The organism is Pseudomonas sp. microsymbiont 2 (assembly GCF_054788395.1).
In genome coordinates this window covers 1962785-1984605 of the sequence record NZ_CM139112.1, presented here as the reverse complement: position 1 = coordinate 1984605, position 21821 = coordinate 1962785, and the positions used below count along the sequence as shown (strand labels likewise).

Sequence of the window (21821 nt, the reverse complement as noted above, 5' to 3'; positions counted from 1 at the left end):
GCCTTGTGTCGCGAAAGGGCTGCGTAGCGGCCCCAGGATTTCAGCGTTGACGCGAAGTTTGCCGGGGCCGCTTCGCGCCCCTTTCCGACCGGTCCGACGCCTCGGCAAGGCCGCTCCTGCACAAAGCCCGCGGACACAGCGGAGCGGTTATAACCTAATAACGAACAAGTCTATTTGGCTATAAAAAAATCTATATGCTGGCATCCATCCGATCACGGGCAAGCTGGGCGTCGAGTAGCGTATGGATGTAGGTTCTTTCGGTTTCACCATTGCGGGACTGGTTGTGGGCTTCATCGTCGGCATGACCGGCGTCGGCGGCGGTTCGCTGATGACCCCGATCCTGCTGTGGTTCGGCATCAACCCGGCCACCGCCGTGGGCACCGACCTGCTCTACGCCGCCATCACCAAGGCCAGCGGCGTCTGGGTGCATGGCCGCAACAAGAACATCGACTGGAAGATCACCGGCTGGCTGAGCCTGGGCAGCGTCCCGGCGGCCGCGCTGACCCTGTGGTTTCTCAGCACCTTGCACGCCGACACCTCGGCGCTCAACGCCATCATCAAGCAGGGCCTGGCGGTGGTGCTGATCCTCACCGCCCTGGCGATCCTGTTCAAGTCGCGCCTGCAGGCCTTCGCCAGCAAGCACGCCGGCGATCACTACCACCTCAGCGACCGCAGCCTGAATCTTCTCACCGTCATCACCGGCGTGGTGCTGGGCGTGATGGTCACCCTGACCTCCATCGGCGCCGGCGCCCTGGGCACCGTGGCGCTGTTCCTGCTCTACCCGTTCCTGGTCACCCGTCGCCTGGTCGGCACCGAGATCGCCCACGCCGTGCCGCTGACCCTGGTGGCCGGCCTGGGCCACGCCGGCATGGGCAACATGGACTGGTCGCTGCTGGGCTACCTGCTGCTCGGCTCGCTGCCGGGGATCTACCTGGGCAGCCACCTCACCGGGCGCGTGTCCGACCGCGTGCTGCGCCCCTGCCTGGCGACCATGCTGTTGCTGATCGGGTACAAACTGGCGTTCTAAGCAGCCCTTGTGGGAGCGGGCTTGCCCGCGAAGAAGCCCGCGCGATGCATGGCACCGGCTCTACCGGTGCTCACGGGCGAGCTGCCTCGACAAGGAAAAACTGGCACTATCGACCCTCGAACCGCCAGAACCCCGCCCATGCCCGAAAACACCAGCCCGCTCCTGCTCGCCCTGCGCGAAGGCACCCGCCCCCGCCACCAGCAACTGGAAGCACGCCTGCCGTTCTTCAGCCCTGGGTTCGACCTGACGGCCTACGGCCACCTGCTCGCGGCCTACCATGGCTTTTACGCCCCACTGGACCGCGCCCTGGCCGACCACCAGCCAGCCGAACGCAACAAGGCCCCGGCCCTGGCACGGGACCTGCGCGCCCTTGCCGTGCCGATCGACACCCTGCCCCAATGCCAAGTGCTGCCGACCATCGAAGATCCAGCCAGCGCGCTCGGCGTGATGTACGTGCTGGAAGGCTCCACCCTCGGCGGCCAGGTGCTCAAGCGCGCCATGGCCGAGCGCCTCGGTATCGATGGCGACACGGGCGCTGCCTTTCTCGATGTCTACGGCCCGCTCACCGGCGCGCATTGGCGCGGCTTTCTCGCTCGACTGGCCGCTGCTCCGCCCTCCGAGCATGCCCAGACCCGCGCGGTGCAGGCCGCAGTCGCAACCTTCGCCTGTTTCGAGCAATGGCTCGATGAGCGACGCGTGCTGCGCCCCTAGCGGCAGCTAGTCATGGCCGCGACCTGCAACCGCTAGAAACAGCCTTGCGCTTTTGAAACTCGACAGTTCATAGCAAAATCTCTACGTCATAGACGTAAGGATGCGCTATGCTGACGATCATTGAATCTCCACTCTTCACCAAACTGTGGCCGGACTATTGGACCGAGGACGAACACGGTGAATTCATGCAGTACCTTGCAAACGATCCAGGGAGCGGGTCCGTGATTCCTGGCTCAGGTGGATGTCGCAAAGTGCGCTGGAGCGTGGAAGGCCAAGGCAAGCGAGGGGCTGTCCGGGTGATCTATATCGCCCAATCGACCCACGGAGCCCTGATGGCACTGCTGATCTACGGCAAGACCGCCAACGAGAACATACCCACGCACATACTGCGCAAGATCGCCAAGGAAATGACCTCATGCCCATGAATGAAAAAGAACTGCTGCAGCGCGACGCCGGCCGTAACATCGGCGAAGAATTGCTGCAGTCCCTTCGCGATGTCAAAGCCGGACGGCATGGCGCGGTACGCCAGGTCGAACTGACCGAAGCGGCGGCGGCCCGCAGTAAAACCGGGCTTTCCCAGTCGAGGTTCGCCCAACTGCTGGGCGTCTCGGTTCGCACGCTGCAGGAGTGGGAGCAAGGCCGTCGCACACCGTCGGGCGCGGCAAGGTCGCTGCTCCATATCGCCGCCGCGCGCCCCGATGTATTTCGTGAAGTTCTGCAAGACCGCCCCGTGTGACCAGGGCATTGGATAGCCTGAAAGCGAGCCCCGACATGAATGTCATTGCCTGTGAACTGTAACACCTCGACGCCGCCGCACACCTCTTCAACCAGTACCGCCTGTTCTACCACGAGGCGGATGACCTGCCCGCCGCCCGCGCCTTCCTGCAGGCCAACCTCGAAACCGGCAACTCGCGCATCTACCTGCTGCTGGACGACAACGACCAGGCCATCGCGTTCGCCCAGTTGTACCCGGCGACCTGCTCGCTGGCGATGAAGCGTTTCTACTGGCTGTACGACCTGTTCGTCGCGCCGCATGCGCGCAGAGGCGGACATGCCCGCTACCTGATGCAGCGGCTGAGCGAGATCTTCCGCGCCGAGGGCGCGCAGCGGTTGAGCCTGGATACCGCCAGGACCAACCTGGCGGCCCAGGCGCTTTACGAATCGCTGGGCTATGAAGCGGAGCGCGACTTCGTGACCTATCACAAGATGCTCGATCACTGATCGACCGCCACAGGATCGGGCCGCACCGGCGGCCCTTGTGGCATGTTCCCTAGCCCCGCTCTATCCCCTCCAGCACCGCCGAAGCCAGCGCCAGCCCCTTTTCCAACGAGTTCTCCGTGGCCACCAGCAGGCTGCGCAGCGGTTCGCTGGCTTTCTCCAGGGCCGTGGCATTGGTTTCATAGGCCGCCTGCAGCGCCGCCACGGCGCATACCAGCGCGTCCTCGCCATCGATGCCAGCGTGGACCGAGAACATGGGGGGATGGGCGTCGTGGCAGGTGCCGAAATGGGCGTGGGCCGTGGAGGGGCGGGAGGTTCGGGCGGTGGGCGTCTCGAGGGTCATGGGCGAACCTCCCGAGCGAAGGCGTGGGGTGGATCGGGCACTATTTTCAGCATGGTTCAGCACTCCTACATTGCGATGGGAGCTGCCGATATCCGCTTGCACTCGGAACGATGGAGGCAGCTGTACGCAGGTGTGCAAGACCGTGGATGTAGGAACCCGGCAGGCCCGAAGGCCTCCCACGTACAGCCGCCATTGAGCGACTCGAGCCACATCCTCGGGCTTGCACACCCGGTCGTTGAATTGGCAACGACCGGGCGAGACTAAGGAGTGCGACAGGCAAGGACAACCTTTTGCAGGCCGCGAAATCATGTTTGGGAAATGGCCTACGTGGTATAGGGAAAGTCTTAAGATCTTTCCCGCAAATCAGCGCCGACTAAAGGCAAGCCGTGCGGCAAAGAGGACGAAGACCAGCCCAGTGGCGCGATCCATCCACCTGATCACCTTTTCACGGCGCAGCAGGCCCGCCATTGGACGCGTCGCGTTGATCAGTATCACTGACCAGAGCAGGCCCAGCACCACGTGAATGCTCACCAGACCGAAGGTCCAGGCCACCAGCGGCTGGCCTGGCGGTATGAATTGCGGCAAGAACGAGACATAGAAGATCCCGACCTTGGGATTCAACAGGTTGCCCAGCATCCCCTTGAGAAACCAATTGGCTTGCGGTTGCGCGTCTTCGCCTGCCGCCGCCACGGAGTGCCGCGGACGCAGCAGCATGTTCACGCCCAGCCAAGTGAGGTAGGCGGCCCCCGAATACTTGAGAATGTCGTAGGCCAACTCGGACACGGCAATCAATGCACCCAAGCCAAAAGCAACAGCCGCGCCCCATAGCAGGCAACCGGCATTGATACCCAACGCTGCGCGGAACCCCTGGCGACGGCCTTCCATTGTCGCGGTGCGCAGGATCAAGGCCGTGTCGAGGCCCGGTGTCAGGGTCAGCAGCGTAGCCGCGAGGGTAAAGGCAATCAGGTTGTCGGCAATGGACATGGGAATGGGCGCCTTAATGAACTTGGGCGCAGGTTAGCATGGGCAGAACGGGATACGAATGAGGGAAAATCGATCTGTCACCTTTTCGGTTTGACAGCTAAATCCCTTCACCTCAGGAGCCGGATTTAGAGTAGGAAAATTAAATCCGTCCCCTTTTCACTTTTCATCCGACATCCGAAGCATGTTAAGTAAGTGCCATTCAAATCCGCCCCCCTTTTCTGGCTCTTTTTCTGGCTGTTCCGTTTCCGATTTTTTGCCGTCACTTTTTGCCATATATCTATCGCCCCACTTCATGATCAAGAATTTCTATATGCATGGATTCAGCATGGATCTCCAACGACATCCAACCTGGGCCTGGCGAGCAATTAATCACACCTTCGAGAAAATACTTCTCGCCCTGCTTTCCAGACATGGAGCCATCTCCAAATTCCTCTGGGAATCGGTTGCCTGAGAACGCTTTCTTGTCCAAAGTGTACTCGCAAACAAGCCTTCTCACGAACGTCACCCCCGAAAATACAAACCAACAGCCTCCAACATACTCATGCATCGCGTGCAAGCTTTCAGCCTTACTCCCATACTTTACATACTCCCCTTTGTCAGTACGCGCACTTAAATAACCTTCGACAATTTCCCACTGCACATACTCCACCTCTCTTGCGGGATCATATATGTAGTGAACTGGGAAAATATCCTCTACCCCTTTACCCCCCTTGCATTCAATGATTTCCCCTCCAGCATCTCCCAAAACAAATCTCGACTCTTTTAAAGCCAAGCCCTTCTCAACAAAAACCTTTATAACTCCTTGGCCAACATCCCACTCACCAAACGTACAATCAAACGTAACCAGGCAATCAAAGTCAACTGAGATTTTCATTTTGTTTTCTCCAAGGTCACTGTTCTCATGTTCGAAACATCAATAGGACTTCCGTCAGTCCGCAAGAAGTTCACCCCTGAAAATCTAGAGTCCAAAGGTCCATTGTGCAAAACCCGGAGCCCTAGGCATTGTACGAAAAGTACTATCATCCATCGTTGTGGAAGCGACGGTGCGCCGATGCGACTTGCCCCGCGATCTGCCGCAACGCGGCAGCAAAGCCTGAGTTCGCGGCGTCTTTGACAGTATTTGATATCGGGTGCAGGTACAAAAAGGGGACAGATTTATTTCTCCTACTCTAATCTCGGTCGACCCTGCTTCCTTCGCTCGATGCGTTTCCCTGTAATTAGTTCGACCTCATCCACAAACCGATTGTTACCCGTCAGGAAAAATAAATCCGTCCCCTTTTCGGTCCGTCCCCTTTTCGGTCCCTTTCACTCCTCATCCCAAAAATCCCCTGGAGGCGCATACTCGCCACCCCGTATAACAGCACACCAACCATAGCTTCTATAAAACATCTCAAGATCGATGATCTTGTAACTGCTCTCGCTAATTTTTTCCAGAAGGCGAAAAGGGGACAGATTTATTTCCCCTACTCTAATTTCGGTCTACCCTGTGTCCTTCGCTCGATGCGTTTTCCTGTAATTAGTTCGATCTCATCCACAAACCGATTGTTACCCGTCAGTTGCCCCCGCTGGAGGGCTTCTCGAATCACGCTTAGTTCTCCGGTCGATACCGCCTGGCTAATAAACTCGGCATAGCACTGGCGTCTGAGCGCCTCTGGAAAAAGGGGACGGATTTATTTCCCCTACTCTAATTTCGGTCTACCCTGCGTCCTTCGCTCGATGCGTTTTCCTGTAATTAGTTCGATCTCATCCACAAACCGATTGTTACCCGTCAGTTGCCCCCGCTGGAGCGAATCACGCTTAGTTCTCCGGTCGATGCCGCCTGGCTAATAAACTCGGCATAGCACTGGCGTCGGAGCGCCTCCGTCTCCCCCAATGCCTCAAAGCAGGGATTGTTGTCCAGCCAGCTCTGCCCTTGCACGACCCCCACCCGGACGGCGTAGCTCGACCAAGGATAGTCCCCCGCGTTAGCTACAAGCCTTGCTCGGACAGGGTTTAACTCTATATAGCGGCAACACGCCAAAAGATCGACAAAAAAGGGACAAATTTATTTCCCCTACTCTAATCTCAGCCTACCTACATGACGGCTAGTCCCCTTCGCCGCCAGAAACCGAAATTAGAGCAGCGAAAATAAATCTGTCTCTTTTTTCTTACTTTTTCTTTTCTTTTTTCCTTTTTTGATTAACCTTCCAACGAGTACGCCTTAAGAAAATCACCATAGACCTCTTGAAGATCATAAAAGCTGGCGTCAGGTTCATTTCCTAATACTCGATAGCGAGCCACCAACTTATCGAACAGGCCACTCGGCACGGGATGCGCTTCCGCATCACGACTTGCACAATAAAAATAGAAAACGGCCTTCTCCAACATTTTAGCAGTTAAAATCCCACTATTCTCTTGCAAAAATGAAAACGCAAATCTCCACTCATCCTCGGACAACAGCAGACAATCCAAACATGCAGGCTTCAGAAAATCAGCAAACTGCACCTCCCCCTCCAGTATCAACTTACAATATTCAACCCCTTTTTTTCTGTCCATAGAAATCAGTGCACTTAAATAATCAAACGCATCGTCCTCCGGATCTTCAATCGAGAGCTCATCAACGTAGCCATACACTAGATAATCATCCAGACCACGAACCAATTCATCAAGAGATCGCTTTTTCCCACCCGTCACTTGAACGACCCTACCTGTACGGTGGACAACCGCTTCGTACCATCTTGCAGAACTGTCCAAGTTGCATAGACTCTTACATCGAAAAAGGGGACCATCGAAAAAGGGGACGGATTTATTTCCCCTAATCTAATTTCGGTCTACCCTGCTTCCTTCGCTCGATGCGTTTCCCTGTAATTATTTCGATCTCATCCACAAACCGATTGTTACCCGTCAGTTGCCCCCGCTGGAGGGCTTCTCGAATCACGCTTAGTTCTCCGGTCGATACCGCCTGGCTAATAAACTCGGCATAGCACTGGCGTCGGAGCGCCTCCGTCTCCCCCAATGCCTCAAAGCAGGGATTGTTGTCCAGCCAGCTCTGCCCTTGCACGATCCCCACCCGGACGGCGTAGCTCGACCAAGGATAGTCCCCCGCGTTAGCTACAAGCCTTGCTCGGACAGGGTTTAACTCTATATAGCGGCAACACGCCAAAAGATAGGTGTCGGACTGCACAATACTGGATTTATAACGACTCTCCCAAAGGGTACCAGAACGCCCCTCCAATCGGTTGCGGTAGCGCGTCATCCGAGCCGCCAACGTCTTCATCAATTGGCTAAGCCCCGCACAAGAATCGCCAGGGGCCAGCAACAGGTGTACATGATTGGTCATCAAGCAGTACGCATACACCTTAACATCAAAGGCATCTTTCAAATCTCTAAGATCGGTCAAATAGCGTTGAAAATCTGTGTCTTCCGCAAATACAACCTGTCGGTTGTGGCCACGCTGCACGATGTGGTGCGGATAGTGTGGCAGCAGCACTCGACCCATCCTGGGCATGAAGGCATCCTCCCGAGTCATATCAACAGTTGATGATGCTGGAGACTGACACAACTACTCGCGTCTATTCGATCCCGCAAAAGCCGAAATTAGAGTAGGAAAAATAGATCTGTCACCTTTTCCGGTCACCTTTTCCGTCCCTTTTCCGTCAGTCACCTTTTCCGTCACCTTTTCCTGCTGTCACCTTTTCCTGCTCACCTTTTCCTGCCTTTTCCTGATATTTTTACCGCAGAGACCAATCATGTATTGATATAAACCTGACAACTTGCTCTGGCGCATCTTCCAAAGAAGCTCTGTAGTCCGTAACAAAGCTAATTCCGGTCAATATGCTTTCACCTTTCTTCAGAAGAAAGTCATCATCGGCGTCATTAAATAAAACCTCAAACTCTTTTTCTAAATCTCGAAGATTACCCCCCACACCAACGCCATTAAAACTTCCGCAATAGCCTTCACCCACGGCAACCCTATAAAGTCGCCTACTACTTTCGAAGTACAGTGAGACCGCCTCATTCATAAATCGATACGACAATAAGAACTCATTGCCAAAACCGATCTTTCTCTCAACTCCGATCCAAGCATGGTTTCTAAGGAGAATATCACGGACAGGTACTTCCGGACCGTACCAGTCAACCACCCCTACCTTTTCACTAATATCGGAAAACGATTCACCTAAAGAGAATCCTGCTGCCGATGTACCTGGGACGAGGTCAGAGCTCAAATCAGGGAATAAGCTTTTCATAGATCACTTCCAATCCTTCCACTCACCGCCCTCATACTTCAGACGATTTCCTTGGATATCATAGTATTGTTGGTAACGCGTAATAGTGCCCGGACTAAAATCAGGCGAAGGATCAATTACCCGTATCTCTATATTTTTCGTACCAATCTTCTCAGTAGTAACAATTTTATAATAGGGACTATCGCCATGGGTCCCACCGCCCGGATGAAACTCTACCTCTTTTATTTTCGGGTGTCCTTCAACGTTAAAGACCTGTGCTTTACCTGAAGTACCAGCCAATGGTGCTTTCGGCGTAAGACTCGCACCATCAAGCATCAGCGACTGCTTGATGTCATCAATCGATTTACCCCACATGCTCGACGGCGATTCAGCAATATTTCGAGGAATCCCTGCTTGAGCGGCGAGATCGTCTCTCAGCCCAACACGCGCAATTGCAGAAGTAGCCGGCACTTCAGCTGCACCTGCCGCTTTTGCCCCACCTACAGCTTTACCAAACGCAACAGCCGCACCAAATTTTAAAATCTCCTCCCGAGTAGCGCCATTGTCAACAAGATTGACAATTCCAGGAACGTCCACTGGTGCCAGCGTCGAACCAAGCAATCCATCCTGATGCGCCAGGGTGCTGATTTTTTCCTCGCTTAGCCCTTGCCGCCTCCACTCGGCGATCATCTCACTCGCCCTGATCGCACCAAGGTATGGATTGGCGATTCCACCTAGCGGAGTCCAGTCGGCACCCGACAGCGAATAGATATTGAGGTAATCACCACCCTCGCCATTGCGCTGCCCTTGCTTCACCCCTTCCAGCATGGCGATGGCGTAGTCCGCCACCAGGATGTTGTAGTCCTCCCGGCTCAGCCTGCCGCTCTGGTACAGATCTGCAAGCTTCTCCCCGGCCTCCTTTTCCTGCTGCCGGTATTCATTGCGTATTCCACGCTGACATTCACCATTACCAGCACAAGCCTGGTACCGCTCCTGCAGCTCATCGATGCTTCCAATACCAGCAGTCTTGAGCTTCTCGTAAAGCGCCCGACTTGTCGCATCCAACCGCTCGATACCGTACTTGTTCGCCAACAAGTTGTTCTCAACGGCATTGCGACCTGCCCCCGCCCCCGCGACAGCACCCGTGCTGTTGCCCTCCACCAGCCCACCTGAAAGCCCAGCCGCCAACGTCGACAGTGCCGAGATCGTCTGCTTCTGCTCTTCACTCAGGGCATTGCCATCGGTCGTTCCATACAACTGCTGGGCAATCAACCGTGCAGCCAGCTCGCCACCAGCCGCCCCGGCCGCACCCGCCGCCGCCGAATTGCCTTGCGCCTGGGCCACCACGGCCCCGAGCACGGCGTGGGCCATGACATTCAGCGCCGCGTTGTCTCCAGTGGACTTCTTGATCAACTGCGCCAGGTACGGCGCCGAGGCGCCAGCCAGTGCCGAACCGATATCCCCGCCGGCCAGCCCCTGCAGAGCCGCCGTCACCGCCTGGGTAACGCGCTGGTAATCACCGCTGGTACCGTACTTGCCCATGATCTTCTGGTAAGCATCGGTAGCCGCCAGCTGCTTCTGATAATCCTCGACGACTTTCTGGTCAGCCCCTTTCTCAGGCTCGTGAACCCCCTGCTTCTCAAGCTCGACCTTTGCATCTTCCTTGGCCTTGCGCAGCCCCTCGGTCCGCACGATGTCCGACACCTGCGTCCCGATCTCACCGATCAACTGCACCTGCCTCAGGCGCCGTTGCTCTTTCTCCTTGTCGAAGATCGGGCTGATGCTGTCGTTGGCATGCTCGACGTCATGGCTCAGGGTCGCGACGTCCTGCTTCTGCTGGCCCGGATCACGAATCTCCAGGGTGCCCTCGGAAATCGCCGATGAGGTGGTGCCACTGGCGCTGCCGCTGTGGTTGTAGGCAATCAGCGTGCCGCTGGGCATGTTGCTGGTGAAGCCCGTCGAGCCGCTGTTGCCACCGCTGACGCTGGCGCTGGCCATCTGGCTCTTGAACTCGGCCTTGTTCTCGATATCGCTCCAGCCCAGGGTGCCGGTGCTCAGGCGGTTCTTGTCGGCCTCGGCGGTGCTGGCGATGACGCTGCCGTCGAGCTGGGTGTGCTTGCCCACATCGATCTGGTAGCCACCCTTGCCGGCGAACAGCCCGGTCTGCTCCTGCACGCTCTGGTACTTGGAGTCGAGCTTGTTCTGGCTGACGCTGAGGCTGCCGCTCGCGCCCGCGCCAATGATGGCGACGCTCACCCCGCCGCTGACATTGGTCTGCTTGGACTTGTAGTTGTCGGTGTCCTGCAGGCTCTGCAGCGTCAGGTCGCGCCCAACGTCGGCGACGACCTTGTCGGCGTTGACCTGTGCGCCCTTGAGCGTGGTATCCCGCCCGCTGAGCAAGCTGGCCTGGTTCCCGGCATCGAGGGTGGTTTCCGTCCAGGTGGTGCCGTTGCCCTTCTCGTTGCCCGTGCCTTTGTTGGCATTGGCAAAGATGCTCAGGCCGCCGCCGTTCGAGCCGAAACCGATACTGGCGCCGATGGCGCCGCCACTGCTGTTGTTCTTGCCATCCAGCTTCTGCGTGTTGGCCGCCGCTTCCAGCACGATGTCGCGCTCGGCTTGCAGCGACAGGTCGTTGCCAGCCTTGAGCTTGCTACCCTGCACACGGATATCGCCGCCGTTGGCGTCACTGCCGTTGCCCTTGGCGACGATGGTCAGGTCGTTGCCGCTGGTCAGGCTGCTGCCCTGGCTGACGGTCTGCTCCTGGGTCTGGCGCGAGCTGGACTTCTGCCCGCCGAGCGAAATGGCGATGCCGACGAACTCGCCGGCGTTCTGCGCGTTCATGCCGCCATTTTCCTGGGCGGCCTGCCAGGCCTGGACACCGGTCAGGCCGGCCTTGATGCCTTGCAGGGCCGAGAGCCGGCTGTCTTCTTCCTTGGTGGCCTGCTTGGTCGTCTGGTAGGCGGTGTCGACAGCACTGCCTACCGTGCCGGACAAGGCCAGGGTCAGGCCGCTGCTCTTGCTCTTGGCGGTCTGCTCGCTGGTGTTGTGGCTTTCGGCCGCGACGATCTCGACGTTCTGCCCGACCAGGGTGATGTCCTTGCCGGCGATAACCTCGGAGCCTTTGACACCCAGGTTCTTGCCCGCCTCGATGGAGACGTCGCCGAGCACGCTGCCGATCGTGCTGGCCTTGGCGTTCTCGCTCTTGCTGGTGGAGCTGTTTTCCAGGCTGGTCGAACCCAGGGTGAAGCCGATCCCGCCGCTGCTGAGCAGGCCGGACTTTTTCTTCGAGCTCGAGTGGCTCTGCTCGAAGGTTTCCGTGGCGCTGTCGATCTGGATGTTGCCCCCGGCCAGCAGGCTCGTGTCATGGGTGGACACGATGTTGCTGCCCGACACGCCGATATCCTGCCCGGCGCGGACCACCACCGTATCGCCGCTGACCGACGATCCCTCCTGGGTGACGGAGCGCGAGCTGTCGATACGGGTCTTCTGGCTGCTCGACAGCCCGGAGCTGCTGGTCTTGGTCTTGCGGTAGTAGCTGTAGTCGCTGTTCTGCTCGGCGACCAGGTTCACATCGCCGCCGGCATAGAGATAAGCCTCATTGCCCGCCGTCACCCGGCTGGCGCTCAGGGTCAGGTCATCGCCGGCCTTCAACGCCACGTTGCCGCCCGCCGCCACGCTGCTGGACACCTGCTGGACGTGATCTTCCTGGCTGGTGACCTTCTTGGTCTTGCTCGCCGAATGCTGTTCATTGGCGGCGGACATCAGGTCCAGGTCCCGGGTCGCGGTCATCGCCACGTCACGCTTGGCCTCGATCGCGCTGGCCACCGCGCTGATGTCGCGCCCGGCGCTGACGGTCAGGTCGCGTCCGGCCTGCAGGCTGGCGCCGTGCTGGGTGACGCTGTAGTCGTTGTAGCGCACGCCGCGATCATTGCTGACCACCTGCTCCACCGAGGTCAGCTTGACGTCGCGCCCGGCCTTGAGGCTGGTGTCGGCGCCGCTCTCGAGCACGCCGCCGCTGTTGGCCAGATCACGCCCGGCGTTGATCGCCAGGTTGTTGGCCGCCTCCACCCGTGCGGCGTTGTCGACGAAGTCGCGTTGCTGGGCGTAGCTGCCGTTGCTGCTCTGGTGCGAGGTGACGGTGCGTTCGTTGATCACATCGCGGCCGGCGCCGAGGCTCACGTCGCGCCCGGCGATGATGCCACCGGCCTTGTTCACCAGGTCGTTGCCTGCCAACAGGTCGAGGCGCTCGCCGGCTTGCACCAGGCCGCTGTTGACCAGGTTGTTGCCGGCCTGGGCCGACAGGTTGCGGGTGGCGCGCAGGGTGCCGACGTTGTCGAGGTTCTGCCCGGCGATCAGGTTGACGTCGCTGCCGGCGATCAACGCGCCGTTGGGCGCCAGGCGGTTGTTGGAGTGGGCCAGGTAGAGCACCGGCACCAGCACCTGCTCGCCGTTCACCTCGGCGTTTTCCAGCCAGACGATGTCGTGGGTCAGGGCCGCCACCTGCTCGGATGTCAGGCTCACGCCCACCGCCAAGTTGAGCTGTTGCTTGCTCTTGATGGCGTTGTCCATCAGGTACTTGAACAGCTTCTCGTCGGTGTCCTGGCCGTCGATCAAGCGCTGGCCGGTGCGGGCGACCACGGCCTGCTGCACCAGCTTCTGCTCGTAGAAACCATCGCCCAGGCGCTTGGCGCTCTGGTCGGGGTCATAGCCGAGGTTGGCCAGCAGGTAGTCCGAGCTCATGAACTGCTTGAGGTCGGTGAGCACCGGATTGGTTTCGACCAGGTACTTGTGCGGGTTGCTGCGCACGCTGCTGTCGGGCAGGCCTTGCACGCGCTCGATCGTGATCGGCATTGAGCCTTGGGCGTTGAGCGCCGAGGCCTGGTTGATGCCGTCGTTCACCGCCGTGCGGCCGGGCAGCAGCGGGCCGTTGCCGGTGCCCGGCAGGGACGTGTCGATCGCGCTGGCGTTGCTGGCGTTGCCCGCCTGGGTACGCTCGACGGTGCTCAGCGCGGTGCCGCGGGCACCAGCCTGGGCGGCGTCGACGCTGTCGATGGCGCGGACCGCGACTTGCGGCAGCGGCTGCTGGCGCTGGGCGACGCTCAGGCTGGCGCCGCCCATGGTCCAGCTTTGCGGACCGTTGTTGGCGGGCGCGCTGCCCCCCTCGGTGCTCAGGCGGAACAGGCCGTGCTGCCCAGCGGGCAGGCTGAAGCCAGGCAGCGCCAGCGGGTTGACCTGCTGCTGGGCCAGCTCCGGCGGCAGCTGCTGGTTCAGCGTGACACGGGTGGAGAAGGCCGTGCCGGGCGCGCTGGTGTCGGTGCGCGCGCCACTGCCGATGTAGGCATAGCCCGGTCGCACCACGCTGTTGGTGATGCCATTGCCGGCGGTGACGCTCACCGCGCCGCCGGCCTGCATCACGCCGGCGTAGCTCTGGTCGCCAGCCGCCAGTTGCCTGGTACTGCCCAGCTGTACCCATTCGCGCTCGGTCATGCCGATGAAGCCGGCCAGCGCGGCTTGCAGGCCGCCCAGGTCGTTGGGGTTGTAGCCAGGGCTATCGATCCAGTACTTGTTGGTGACGTTGTTGGCGGCGTTGTACCAGCCGCCCGCGTTGCGGGTGCGCGCCGACATGAAGATACGGGTGGTCTCGGTCTCGCCGGTCTCCAAGCCGCTGTTGGTCAGGTTGTTGACCGTGGCCACCAGGCTGCCGGCCGCGGCGATGGTGCTGCTGCTGTTGAGCAGGTCGCCACCGTTGAGCGTGAGGTTACCGCCTGTGGTGATGCTCGACGCGGCGCTGGCTTGCGTGACCTCGAACTTGTCACGCTGGACGATCTCCCAGACGTGGTTGCGCTTGCCGCCACAGTCGCCGGCGTTGTAGCCCTCGATACAGGCGACTTCGCCGATACGGGCGGTGTACACGCCCTTGTTGTCGGTCTTGAGGATCGCCCGCACGTTCTGGATGGTGCTGGCGGCCAGGCTCATCGAACCGTCGCTCTGCAGCGAAGCGGAGCGGTTGACGATGCTGCTGGCCAGGCTGCCTTGGCCGTCACGGTCGATGGTCAGCTTGCCAAGGCTGTACACGTCGGCATAGCTGTTGGTCAGGCTGTCGACGCGCAGGCCCATGTCGGCGCCGCTGAACAGCAGGCCACGGTCGTTGACCAGGGCGCCGGTGGTCAGGGTCAGGTTCTGCGCGGCGCCCAGGGTGCCCTGGTTGTTGACGCTGCCGGCGCCGACGCTGAGCCCGGCCGCGGAGGTCAGGCGGCCGGCGTTGTTCAGCAGGCCGGCCACCGACACGCTGCTGGCGGCGCCACCGGCGATGCTGCCGGTGCCGCTGAGGTTGAGTTGCCCGGCGTTCAGGCCGAGGGTGCCGCGACTGCTCAGGCGGCCGTTGCCGTTGTAGCTGCCACCCAGGTCGAGGCTGAGGCTGCCGTCACTGGCGATCAGGCCGTCGTTGCTCCAATTGCCGCCGCTGCCGACCAGTGCTTCGCCGGCCAGCAACTGGCCGCTGGCGGTCTGGCTGAAGTCGCCGACATTGACCGTCAGGCGCCCGGCCTGGATGACGTTGCTGTTGTGCCAGCTGCCGGCGTTGAGGGTCAGGCCGCCGCGGGTGACGATGCTGCCACCGGCGCCGGTGACGTTGGCGGTGGAGATGTCGAAGGTGCCACGGCCAACATGCAGCAGGCTGCCGCCGCCATTGAGGAAGCTGCCGACGCCCAGGCCGAGGTCGGTGTTGGCGGTTTCCAGGGTGCCGTTGCGGTTGTCGAACTGGCCGGCGATCTGCAGGCGGGTGGCGCCGCTGCTGCCGAGTGCGCGAATCTGGCCGGTCTGGTTGTCGAGGCTGGCTGCCGTGATCGCCAGGGTGCTGTCGCTCTCGATGATACCCAGGCGGTTGTTCAGCGCGCCGCTCAGGCCGAGGTCGATGCGCTGGCCGGCGATCTGGCCGTCGTTGTCGCCGCTGTTGTCGAAGTTGCCGCCACGGACCTGCACCAGCCCCTTGGCGTACAGGCCGCCGTTGCGGTTGTCGAAGTCGGCGGTGGTGACCAGGGCGTCGCCGGCCTGGGCAGCGATGCGCCCACCGTAGTTGTCGATGCCGCCCAGGGCCTTGAGCACCAGGGACTGGCCCTGGGTGATGCCGCCCTGGCGGTTGTTGTCGAGGTCGTAGCCGTTCTTCAGCACGCCGCGCAGGTCGGCGTCGAGCGCGCCCTTGAGGCTCGACAGCACGCCGCCGCGGTTGTCCAGGTTGCCAGCGGTGACGACGAGGTTGCCGCCGTCGGCGATGATGCGGCCACTCTGGTTGTCGATATCGCCGCTCACCAGCTTCAGCGCGCCCTGCCCCTGCAAGGTGCCCTTGGCGTTGCTCACGGTGGCGGCAGCGACGTCGAGGTCGCCGTTCTGGCTGTAGATCAGGCCATCGGCGTTGTTCTGCAGGGTGCCGTCGATGGCCAGGGTCAGACCTTGCTTGGCCGCCACGGTGCCACGGTTGCTGTTGTCCAGGCTGCCGGCCAGCAGGGTCAGCAGGCCCTGGCTGGCGATCTGGCCACCTTGGTTGCTGACCTGGGTGGCGTGGTCGAGACGCAACGGGCCGGCACTGGCCAGCTTGCCATTGGTGTTGCTCAGCGCGCCGAGCAGGTTCAGCGTCACCGCGCCATTGCCGACCAGGCTGCCGCTGCTGTTGTCCAGGGTGGTGGCATCGAGGTCGATGGCCTGCTGGGCGTTAATGCTGCCCGCGGCATTGCCCAGGGTCATGGCCTCGAGGGTCAGGGCCGCGCCGCTGTCGATCAGACCACCCTGGGCGTTGTTCAACAGGCCGGTGACGGTCAGGTGCTGGCCGGCAGCGCTGGACAGAATGCCACCGGCACTGTTGTCCAGGTTGGCCGCCGTCACGTTCAGTACCTTGCGGCTGACCAGGGCGCCGCCTGCATTGTTCTGCAGGTCGCCACTGACCCGCGCCTGCAGCGCGCCGTCGCGGCTGGACAAGGTGCCTTGGTTGCGGTTGTCCAGGCTGCCCAGTTCCACATCCAGGCCCTGCCAGCCCGACACCAGGCCGCCCTGGTTGATCAGCCGCTGGGCTTTGACGCCCAGCTGGTCATTGCCGATCAGTTTGCCGGCGCTGTTGTCCAGGGTACGGGCCGTCAGGTCCAGGCGCTGGCCGCTGGCGATCTCACCGCCGCGGTTGCTCAGATCACGCAGGTGGCGGATGGTCAGTGGGCCGGCGGTGCTGATCAGGCCGGCGTCGTTGTTCAGGTCGCCGCTGGCGCTGCCCAGGTCCAGGGCGATGGCGCCACCCAGCAGCGAACCACCCTGGTTGACGATGGCGCGGCTGGCGAGGGTCAGGGTGCCGTTGGCATTGATCAGGCCTTGCTGGCTGTTGTTCAGATTGTCGGCCAGTTGCAGGTCGAGATCGCCACGGCTGGTCAGGGTGCCGCCGCTGTTGTCCAGGCTGGCGGCGTGGCTGTCGAGGCGCGCGGCGGCGACCAGGCCCTTGATGTTGTTCAGCGCCTGGTCGATGCGCAGGGTCAGGGCCTGGTTGCTCAGCAGCTTGCCGTTGCTGTTGTCCAGGCTGCGCGCGGCCAGGGTGAAGGCCTGGGCCGAGGAAATCTCACCGCCCTGGTTGTTCACCTCGCCGAGTTGCTTGAGCATCAGCAGCGGTGCGTTGATCAAACCCTTGCGGTTGTCCAGCTGCCCATGGTTGAGGTCCAGGGTGAGCGTGCCGTTGCTGAATAGCTGGCCACCTTGCTGGTCGAGGCCGGTGACACTGGCGTCGAGCGCGCCTGCGCTGGCGATGCGGCCACCGTCGCGATTGGTCAGCTGGCCGCTGCTCAGGGTCAGGTTGGCGCCACTGCCCAGGCGTCCCTTCTGGCTATTGTCCAGGCTGGCGGCGGTCACCTCGGCCACGCCCTTGGCACTGATCACGCCTTCACTGCTGTTGTCGATATGGCCGCCGCGCAGCTTGAGCGCGCCATCGGTGACCAGTTCGCCACCCTGGTTGCGTACTGCGCCGCCGTGCTCAAGGATCAGCGCTCCGGCGCTGGAGACGCTGCCGGCACGGTTGTCCAGCTCGCCACTGGCCAGGCTCAGGGTGCCTTCGGCGCTGATCTGGCCCTGATGGTTGTCCAGTTTGCCCTGCAAGTCGACCACCAGGGCCTGACGGGTTTGCAGCAGGCCGCTGGTGTTGTCCAGGCTGCCACCGCTCAGGGTCAGGCCGGTCTTGCCCGACAGCAGGCCCTTACTGTGGTTGATCACCTCGGCGACGGTCAGTCGCAGGTTGCCGTCCGCCAGCACCTTGCCTGCACCGCTGTTGTCCAGGCGCTGGCCTTCGACGGTCACGTTGGCCTGGCTCGACAGCTCGCCGCCGCTGTTGCTCACAGCGCCGACGTTCAGTTGCAGGCCGTGGGTCGCGCTCACCAGGCCGCCCTGACGGTTGTCGAGGCTGGCGCCGGTCAGGCTCAGGGTGTCAGCGCCGACCAGCTGGCCGGCGCGGTTGTCCAGCTTGCCGACCTTGGCCACCACGGCAGTCTTGCCGGACACCAGCCCGCGCTGGTTGTCCAGTTCACCGGCCTGCAAGTCCAGGCGTTGGTCGGCGATCAGTGCGCCGTCCTGGTTGAGCAGTTCGCTATCGACGACGATCTGCTGCGTGCCCCGGCTGCTGAGCATGCCCTGGCTGTTGTCCAGGCTGCGGCTGCGCAAGTCGAGGCCGTTGGCCGAAACCAGGCCTTTGAGGTTGTCAAGCGCTTGCTCGACGCGCAGGGTCAGGCCCTGCTGGCCGATCAGCTTGCCGTTGCGGTTGTCCAGATTGCGCGCAGCCAGGGTGAAGGCCTGGGCGCTGGAGATCTCGCCCTGCTGGTTGTCGACATCGGCCAGTTGCTTGAGCACCAGCAGCGGCGCCGTGATCAAGCCCTTGTGGTTGGTGAGCTGGCCGTGGTTCAGGTCGAGGGTCAGCGCGCTTTTGCTGAACAGCTCGCCCCCTTGCTGGTCGAGCCCGCCGATGCTGGCGACCAGTGCCCGCTCGCTGGCGATCCGGCTGCCCTGGCCGTTGTTGACCTGGCCTGCGCTGAGGTCTAGGCGGTCGCCGCTGACCAGCCGCGCGCCCTGGCCGTTATTGAAACTACCGGTGTCGACCTTGGCCGCGCCCTTGCTGCTGAGCACGCCACCCTGGTCGTTGTCCAGGCGCTGGCTGGCGATGACCAGCCCGGCGTCGGTGGTGACTGAGCCGCCGCGATTGAGCAGTGCGCCGGCGCTGGTCAGGCTCAGGGTGCCGGCACTGGATAGCTTGCCGGTGCTGTTGTCCAGGCTGCCGACCTTGGCGGTCAGCCGCCCTTCGGCGCTGATCAGCCCTTGCAGGTTGTCCAGGGCGTTTTGCAGATCGATGTCCAGCGCATGGCCTGCGACCAGGCGCCCCTGGCCGTTGTCCAGGTGCTTGCCGACCAGGTTCAGCGTGCCCTTGCCGGACAGCTCGCCCTGGTTGCGGTTGAGCACCTCGGCGACCTGCAGGTCGAGGTCGCTGCCGGCGATCAGCTTGCCGCTGTCGCTGTTGTCGAGCTGGGTACCTTTGACGTTCAGCCCCGCGCCACTGGAGAGTTCCCCGCCACGGTTGTCGACATCGTCCACTTGCACGGTGAGCTGGTGCTTGGCGCCGACCAGGCCGCCCTTGCGGTTATCCAGGCTGGCGCCTTGCAGGGTCAGGTCACCCTCGGCGACGAGCTCGCCTTTCTGGTTGACCATCTGGGTCACCTGGGCCACCAGCGCCCGCTGGCTGGAGATGCGCCCGCCGCTGTTGTCCAGGCGAGTGCCGTCCAGGCGCACGGGGCCCACGGCGTTGAGCAGGCCGCCACGGTTGTCCAGTGCGCTGCCATTGAAGCTCAGCGCCGCGAGGCTGTTCAGCAGGCCCCTGTCACGGTTGTCCAGCTGGTCGACGGTGAGCAGCGCCTGCTGGTCCGCGCGCAGTTTGCCGGCGCGGTTGTCCAGTTTGTCGGCGAGCAGGTCGATGGCGCCCTTGGCCGTGATCGCGCCTTGCTGGTTGTCCAGCAGGCCATGGATGCGGGCGTCCAGGCCGGCATCGGTCACCAGGTTGCCACCCTCGCGGTTGTCGAGGCTGGCGGCCTCCAGGTCCACCTTGCCGGCGGAACCGAGGGTGCCGGCGCGGTTGTCCAGGGCGGCGCCGAGGGCGATGTTCAGCGCGCCGTCGCCGGTAACCTGGCCCTTGCGGTTGTCCAGGCCGGCGCCCTTGAGGGTGGTGCCACCGACGCTGGAAATCTCGCCGTTCTGGTTGTCGGTCGCGCCAGCCAGGGTCAGAGAGAGGTCGGCGCGGCTGGTGACGGTGCCGTCATGGTTGTCCAGGCTCGCGGCGCTCACACTGACGCCATTGGCGGAAACCAGGCCGCCGGCGTTGTTCAGCGCCTGATCCAGGTGGACGCTCAGGCCCTGATTGCCGAGCAGCTTGCCGAGGCTGTTGTCCAGGCTGCGCGCCACCAGGGCGAAGGCCTGGGCGCTGGAGATCTCGCCCTGGTGGTTATCCACGCTGTCGAGGTTGTTCAGGGTCAGGCGCGGAGCGTTGATCAGGCCGCCCTGGTTGTTCAGGTGGCCCTTGTTGAGGTCCAGGCTCAGCTCGCTGACGCTGGTCAGCCGGCCGCCATCGCGCTGATCCAACCCGGTGACACTGGCGGTCAGCGCCTGGTTGCTGGCGATGCGCCCCGCCGCGCTGTTGTTCACCTGCCCGGCCTTGAGGTCGAGGGTCCGCAGGCTGGTGATCTGGCCACCACGGTTGTCCACCGCGCCGCTGGCGGTCAGGGCCAGGTGCTGGTCGGCGGTGAGGGTGCCGGCCACGTTGTCCAGACGGGTGACCTGCGCGGTCACCTTGCCCTGGCTGGAAAGTTCGCCGCCGCTGTTGTCCAGCTGGGCGACGCGGGCATCGACCGCCGTGTCTCCCTTGATCAGGCCTCCCTGACCATTGCGCGCCTGGCCAGCCTGCAGCTCGATCTGGCCGGCGCTGAGCACGCGGCCCTTGGCGCGGTTGTCCAGGGTGTCGGCATTGGCCGTCAGCTGGCGCTGCGCGCTCAGGGTGCCGCCCTGGTTGTCCAGGGTCTGGCTGGCGGTGACACTGAGATCGCGGCTGGCCACCACGCTCTGGCCACGGTTGTCGACCTGCCGCGCGCTCAGGCGCACATCGCCATTGCCGTTGCGGCTGTTGTCGGCGTTGACCCCGGCTTCGACGATGCCGTGGTTGGTCAGGCGGCCACCGCTGTCGAGGCTGATGCGCTCGGCGGCGACAAGGTTCTTGCGGTTGTCCAGGTCGCCCTGGGTCTTCACCTCCAGCCGCGTGCCGGCGTATACCGCGCCCTGGGCATCGAGCTGGCCGGCATTGATCACCACCGCGCCCTTGGCGGCGGTGGCGTCGGCCATGCGCAGCTGGCCGTTGGCGTCGAGCTGGATATCGCCGCCGCTGGCGATCATCTGGCCGTCGAGCTTGACCCCGACCCCAGCCTCGGTGCCCACCAAGGTGATGGCGCCCGCGTACATGCCGCCCAGCGCCGAGGAATCGATGGCCAGCTGCGGCGCATCCGCCGGGTTGGCGGCTCGCGCGCTGGCCTTGAGGGTCTGGGCATCGACATCATTGGCGCCGGTGACCATCGTCAGATGGCGGGCCTGGATCTGCGCGTTGATCTTGGCGCTGCGGGTGATGATCTCGAACTGGTCGATGTTGCTGGCGTTGAGCCCCGCGCCTTCGATGGCGACACTGCCCTGCTCCACCTGGTAACGCTGCAGCTGGCCGTTCTCGACCACCGGTTTGCCGGTGGTCAGGGTCGCCCGTGGCGTGTTGATGAAGCCGCAACCATTGCAGGTAACGCCATACGGGTTGGCGACGATGACATGCGCCGAGCGCCCCGCGACCTCGGTATAGCCCTTGAGCTGGCTGGGGTTGGCGCCGTTGACCTCGTTGAGGATGACATTGGCCGAGCGCCCGCCCAGGTTGCTGTTGCCCAGGATGATCCCGCCCAGCTGGGTGGACTGGGTGCGGTCGGTGGCGTTGTTGAGGATCAGGCCCTGCTGGCCGACGTTGTAGTCGCTGAACTTGTTATGCGACAGCCCCGCGTCGCTGGGCGTGGCGATGTTGACGATAGGCACGCCGTTGCCGGCCTGGCCGAGGCCGGTGTTGCTGCCGTTGACGACGATGCCGTCGGCCATCGCCACCAGCGGCTGCCAGAACATCATGTTGGCCAGCATGAACGCCAGTCCGCGCTTGGACAGGCCCCAGAAGGACTCACGGGATTGCAGGGCAGCCGAAGGCTGGCGAGCCAGGAAGGCGAACTGACGAACATCCATGTCGGGCATCTCGGGTTGA

12 protein-coding genes and 1 pseudogene are annotated in these 21821 nt (G+C 62.2%); 5 read left to right on the top strand and 8 right to left on the bottom strand.

The annotated features are described in order from the left end of the window. Positions 1-241: 241 nt before the first annotated feature. The 5 genes from ACYUME_RS08970 (at position 242) to ACYUME_RS08950 (ending at position 2959) form a co-directional block, all read left to right on the top strand. The gene (locus ACYUME_RS08970; protein ID WP_279884348.1) at positions 242-1027 is read left to right on the top strand and encodes a sulfite exporter TauE/SafE family protein; all 786 of its coding nucleotides are present in this window, start codon (positions 242-244) and stop codon (positions 1025-1027) included. Between the two features lie 138 nt (positions 1028-1165). Next, a complete protein-coding gene (locus ACYUME_RS08965) occupies positions 1166-1738 on the top strand; it encodes a biliverdin-producing heme oxygenase (RefSeq protein WP_279884349.1) in 573 nt (190 codons plus the stop codon). A 107-nt stretch (positions 1739-1845) separates the two neighbouring features. Next, the gene (locus ACYUME_RS08960; protein ID WP_460418616.1) at positions 1846-2163 is read left to right on the top strand and encodes a transcriptional regulator; all 318 of its coding nucleotides are present in this window, start codon (positions 1846-1848) and stop codon (positions 2161-2163) included. Then, complete coding sequence (locus ACYUME_RS08955) at positions 2154-2474, top strand: helix-turn-helix domain-containing protein (protein WP_460418615.1); 321 nt, start codon at positions 2154-2156, stop codon at positions 2472-2474. The genes ACYUME_RS08960 and ACYUME_RS08955 overlap by 10 nt, the downstream gene beginning before the upstream one ends. 101 nt (positions 2475-2575) lie before the next feature. After that, on the top strand, positions 2576-2959 hold the full coding sequence (locus tag ACYUME_RS08950; RefSeq protein ID WP_460419317.1) for a GNAT family N-acetyltransferase: 384 nt from the start codon (positions 2576-2578) through the stop codon (positions 2957-2959). A 49-nt stretch (positions 2960-3008) separates the two neighbouring features. Here the strand turns inward: ACYUME_RS08950 and ACYUME_RS08945 are convergent, their stop codons facing one another. From ACYUME_RS08945 to ACYUME_RS08910, 8 genes and pseudogenes are all read right to left on the bottom strand, one after another. Further along, positions 3009-3299: a type III secretion system chaperone family protein gene (locus ACYUME_RS08945; protein WP_279884355.1), complete on the bottom strand. Its 291-nt coding sequence runs from the start codon at positions 3297-3299 to the stop codon at positions 3009-3011. Between the two features lie 363 nt (positions 3300-3662). Next, entirely contained in the window at positions 3663-4283 is a 621-nt protein-coding gene (locus ACYUME_RS08940) for a LysE family translocator (protein ID WP_460418614.1), read from the bottom strand. Between the two features lie 277 nt (positions 4284-4560). Next, the gene (locus ACYUME_RS08935; RefSeq protein WP_460418613.1) at positions 4561-5157 is read right to left on the bottom strand and encodes a hypothetical protein; all 597 of its coding nucleotides are present in this window, start codon (positions 5155-5157) and stop codon (positions 4561-4563) included. A gap of 589 nt (positions 5158-5746) precedes the next feature. Next, positions 5747-5878 (bottom strand): annotated as a pseudogene (locus ACYUME_RS08930) (transposase); the annotation flags it as partial. 583 nt (positions 5879-6461) lie between these two features. Next, entirely contained in the window at positions 6462-7016 is a 555-nt protein-coding gene (locus ACYUME_RS08925; RefSeq protein WP_460418612.1) for a hypothetical protein, read from the bottom strand. 61 nt (positions 7017-7077) lie between these two features. Continuing rightward, positions 7078-7770, bottom strand: coding sequence for a transposase (locus tag ACYUME_RS08920; RefSeq protein ID WP_460418611.1), 693 nt, complete (start codon positions 7768-7770; stop codon positions 7078-7080). A 223-nt stretch (positions 7771-7993) separates the two neighbouring features. Further along, positions 7994-8509 carry a hypothetical protein gene (locus ACYUME_RS08915; RefSeq protein WP_460418610.1) on the bottom strand — a complete coding sequence of 172 codons (516 nt, stop codon included), beginning with the start codon at positions 8507-8509 and terminating at the stop codon, positions 7994-7996. A 3-nt stretch (positions 8510-8512) separates the two neighbouring features. After that, entirely contained in the window at positions 8513-21802 is a 13290-nt protein-coding gene (locus ACYUME_RS08910; protein WP_460418609.1) for a hemagglutinin repeat-containing protein, read from the bottom strand. Between the last annotated feature and the right edge of the window lie 19 nt (positions 21803-21821).

What these genes read in the sequence shown, in the direction of transcription:
- ACYUME_RS08970 (WP_279884348.1), top strand. Translation starts at nt 242, where the DNA reads ATGGATGTAGGTTCTTTCGGTTTCACCATTGCGGGACTGGTTGTGGGC.
- ACYUME_RS08965 (WP_279884349.1), top strand. Translation starts at nt 1,166, where the DNA reads ATGCCCGAAAACACCAGCCCGCTCCTGCTCGCCCTGCGCGAAGGCACC.
- ACYUME_RS08960 (WP_460418616.1), top strand. Translation starts at nt 1,846, where the DNA reads ATGCTGACGATCATTGAATCTCCACTCTTCACCAAACTGTGGCCGGAC.
- ACYUME_RS08955 (WP_460418615.1), top strand. Translation starts at nt 2,154, where the DNA reads ATGCCCATGAATGAAAAAGAACTGCTGCAGCGCGACGCCGGCCGTAAC.
- ACYUME_RS08945 (WP_279884355.1), bottom strand. Translation starts at nt 3,299, where the DNA reads ATGACCCTCGAGACGCCCACCGCCCGAACCTCCCGCCCCTCCACGGCC.
- ACYUME_RS08940 (WP_460418614.1), bottom strand. Translation starts at nt 4,283, where the DNA reads ATGTCCATTGCCGACAACCTGATTGCCTTTACCCTCGCGGCTACGCTG.
- ACYUME_RS08935 (WP_460418613.1), bottom strand. Translation starts at nt 5,157, where the DNA reads ATGAAAATCTCAGTTGACTTTGATTGCCTGGTTACGTTTGATTGTACG.
- ACYUME_RS08920 (WP_460418611.1), bottom strand. Translation starts at nt 7,770, where the DNA reads ATGCCCAGGATGGGTCGAGTGCTGCTGCCACACTATCCGCACCACATC.
- ACYUME_RS08915 (WP_460418610.1), bottom strand. Translation starts at nt 8,509, where the DNA reads ATGAAAAGCTTATTCCCTGATTTGAGCTCTGACCTCGTCCCAGGTACA.
- ACYUME_RS08910 (WP_460418609.1), bottom strand. Translation starts at nt 21,802, where the DNA reads ATGGATGTTCGTCAGTTCGCCTTCCTGGCTCGCCAGCCTTCGGCTGCC.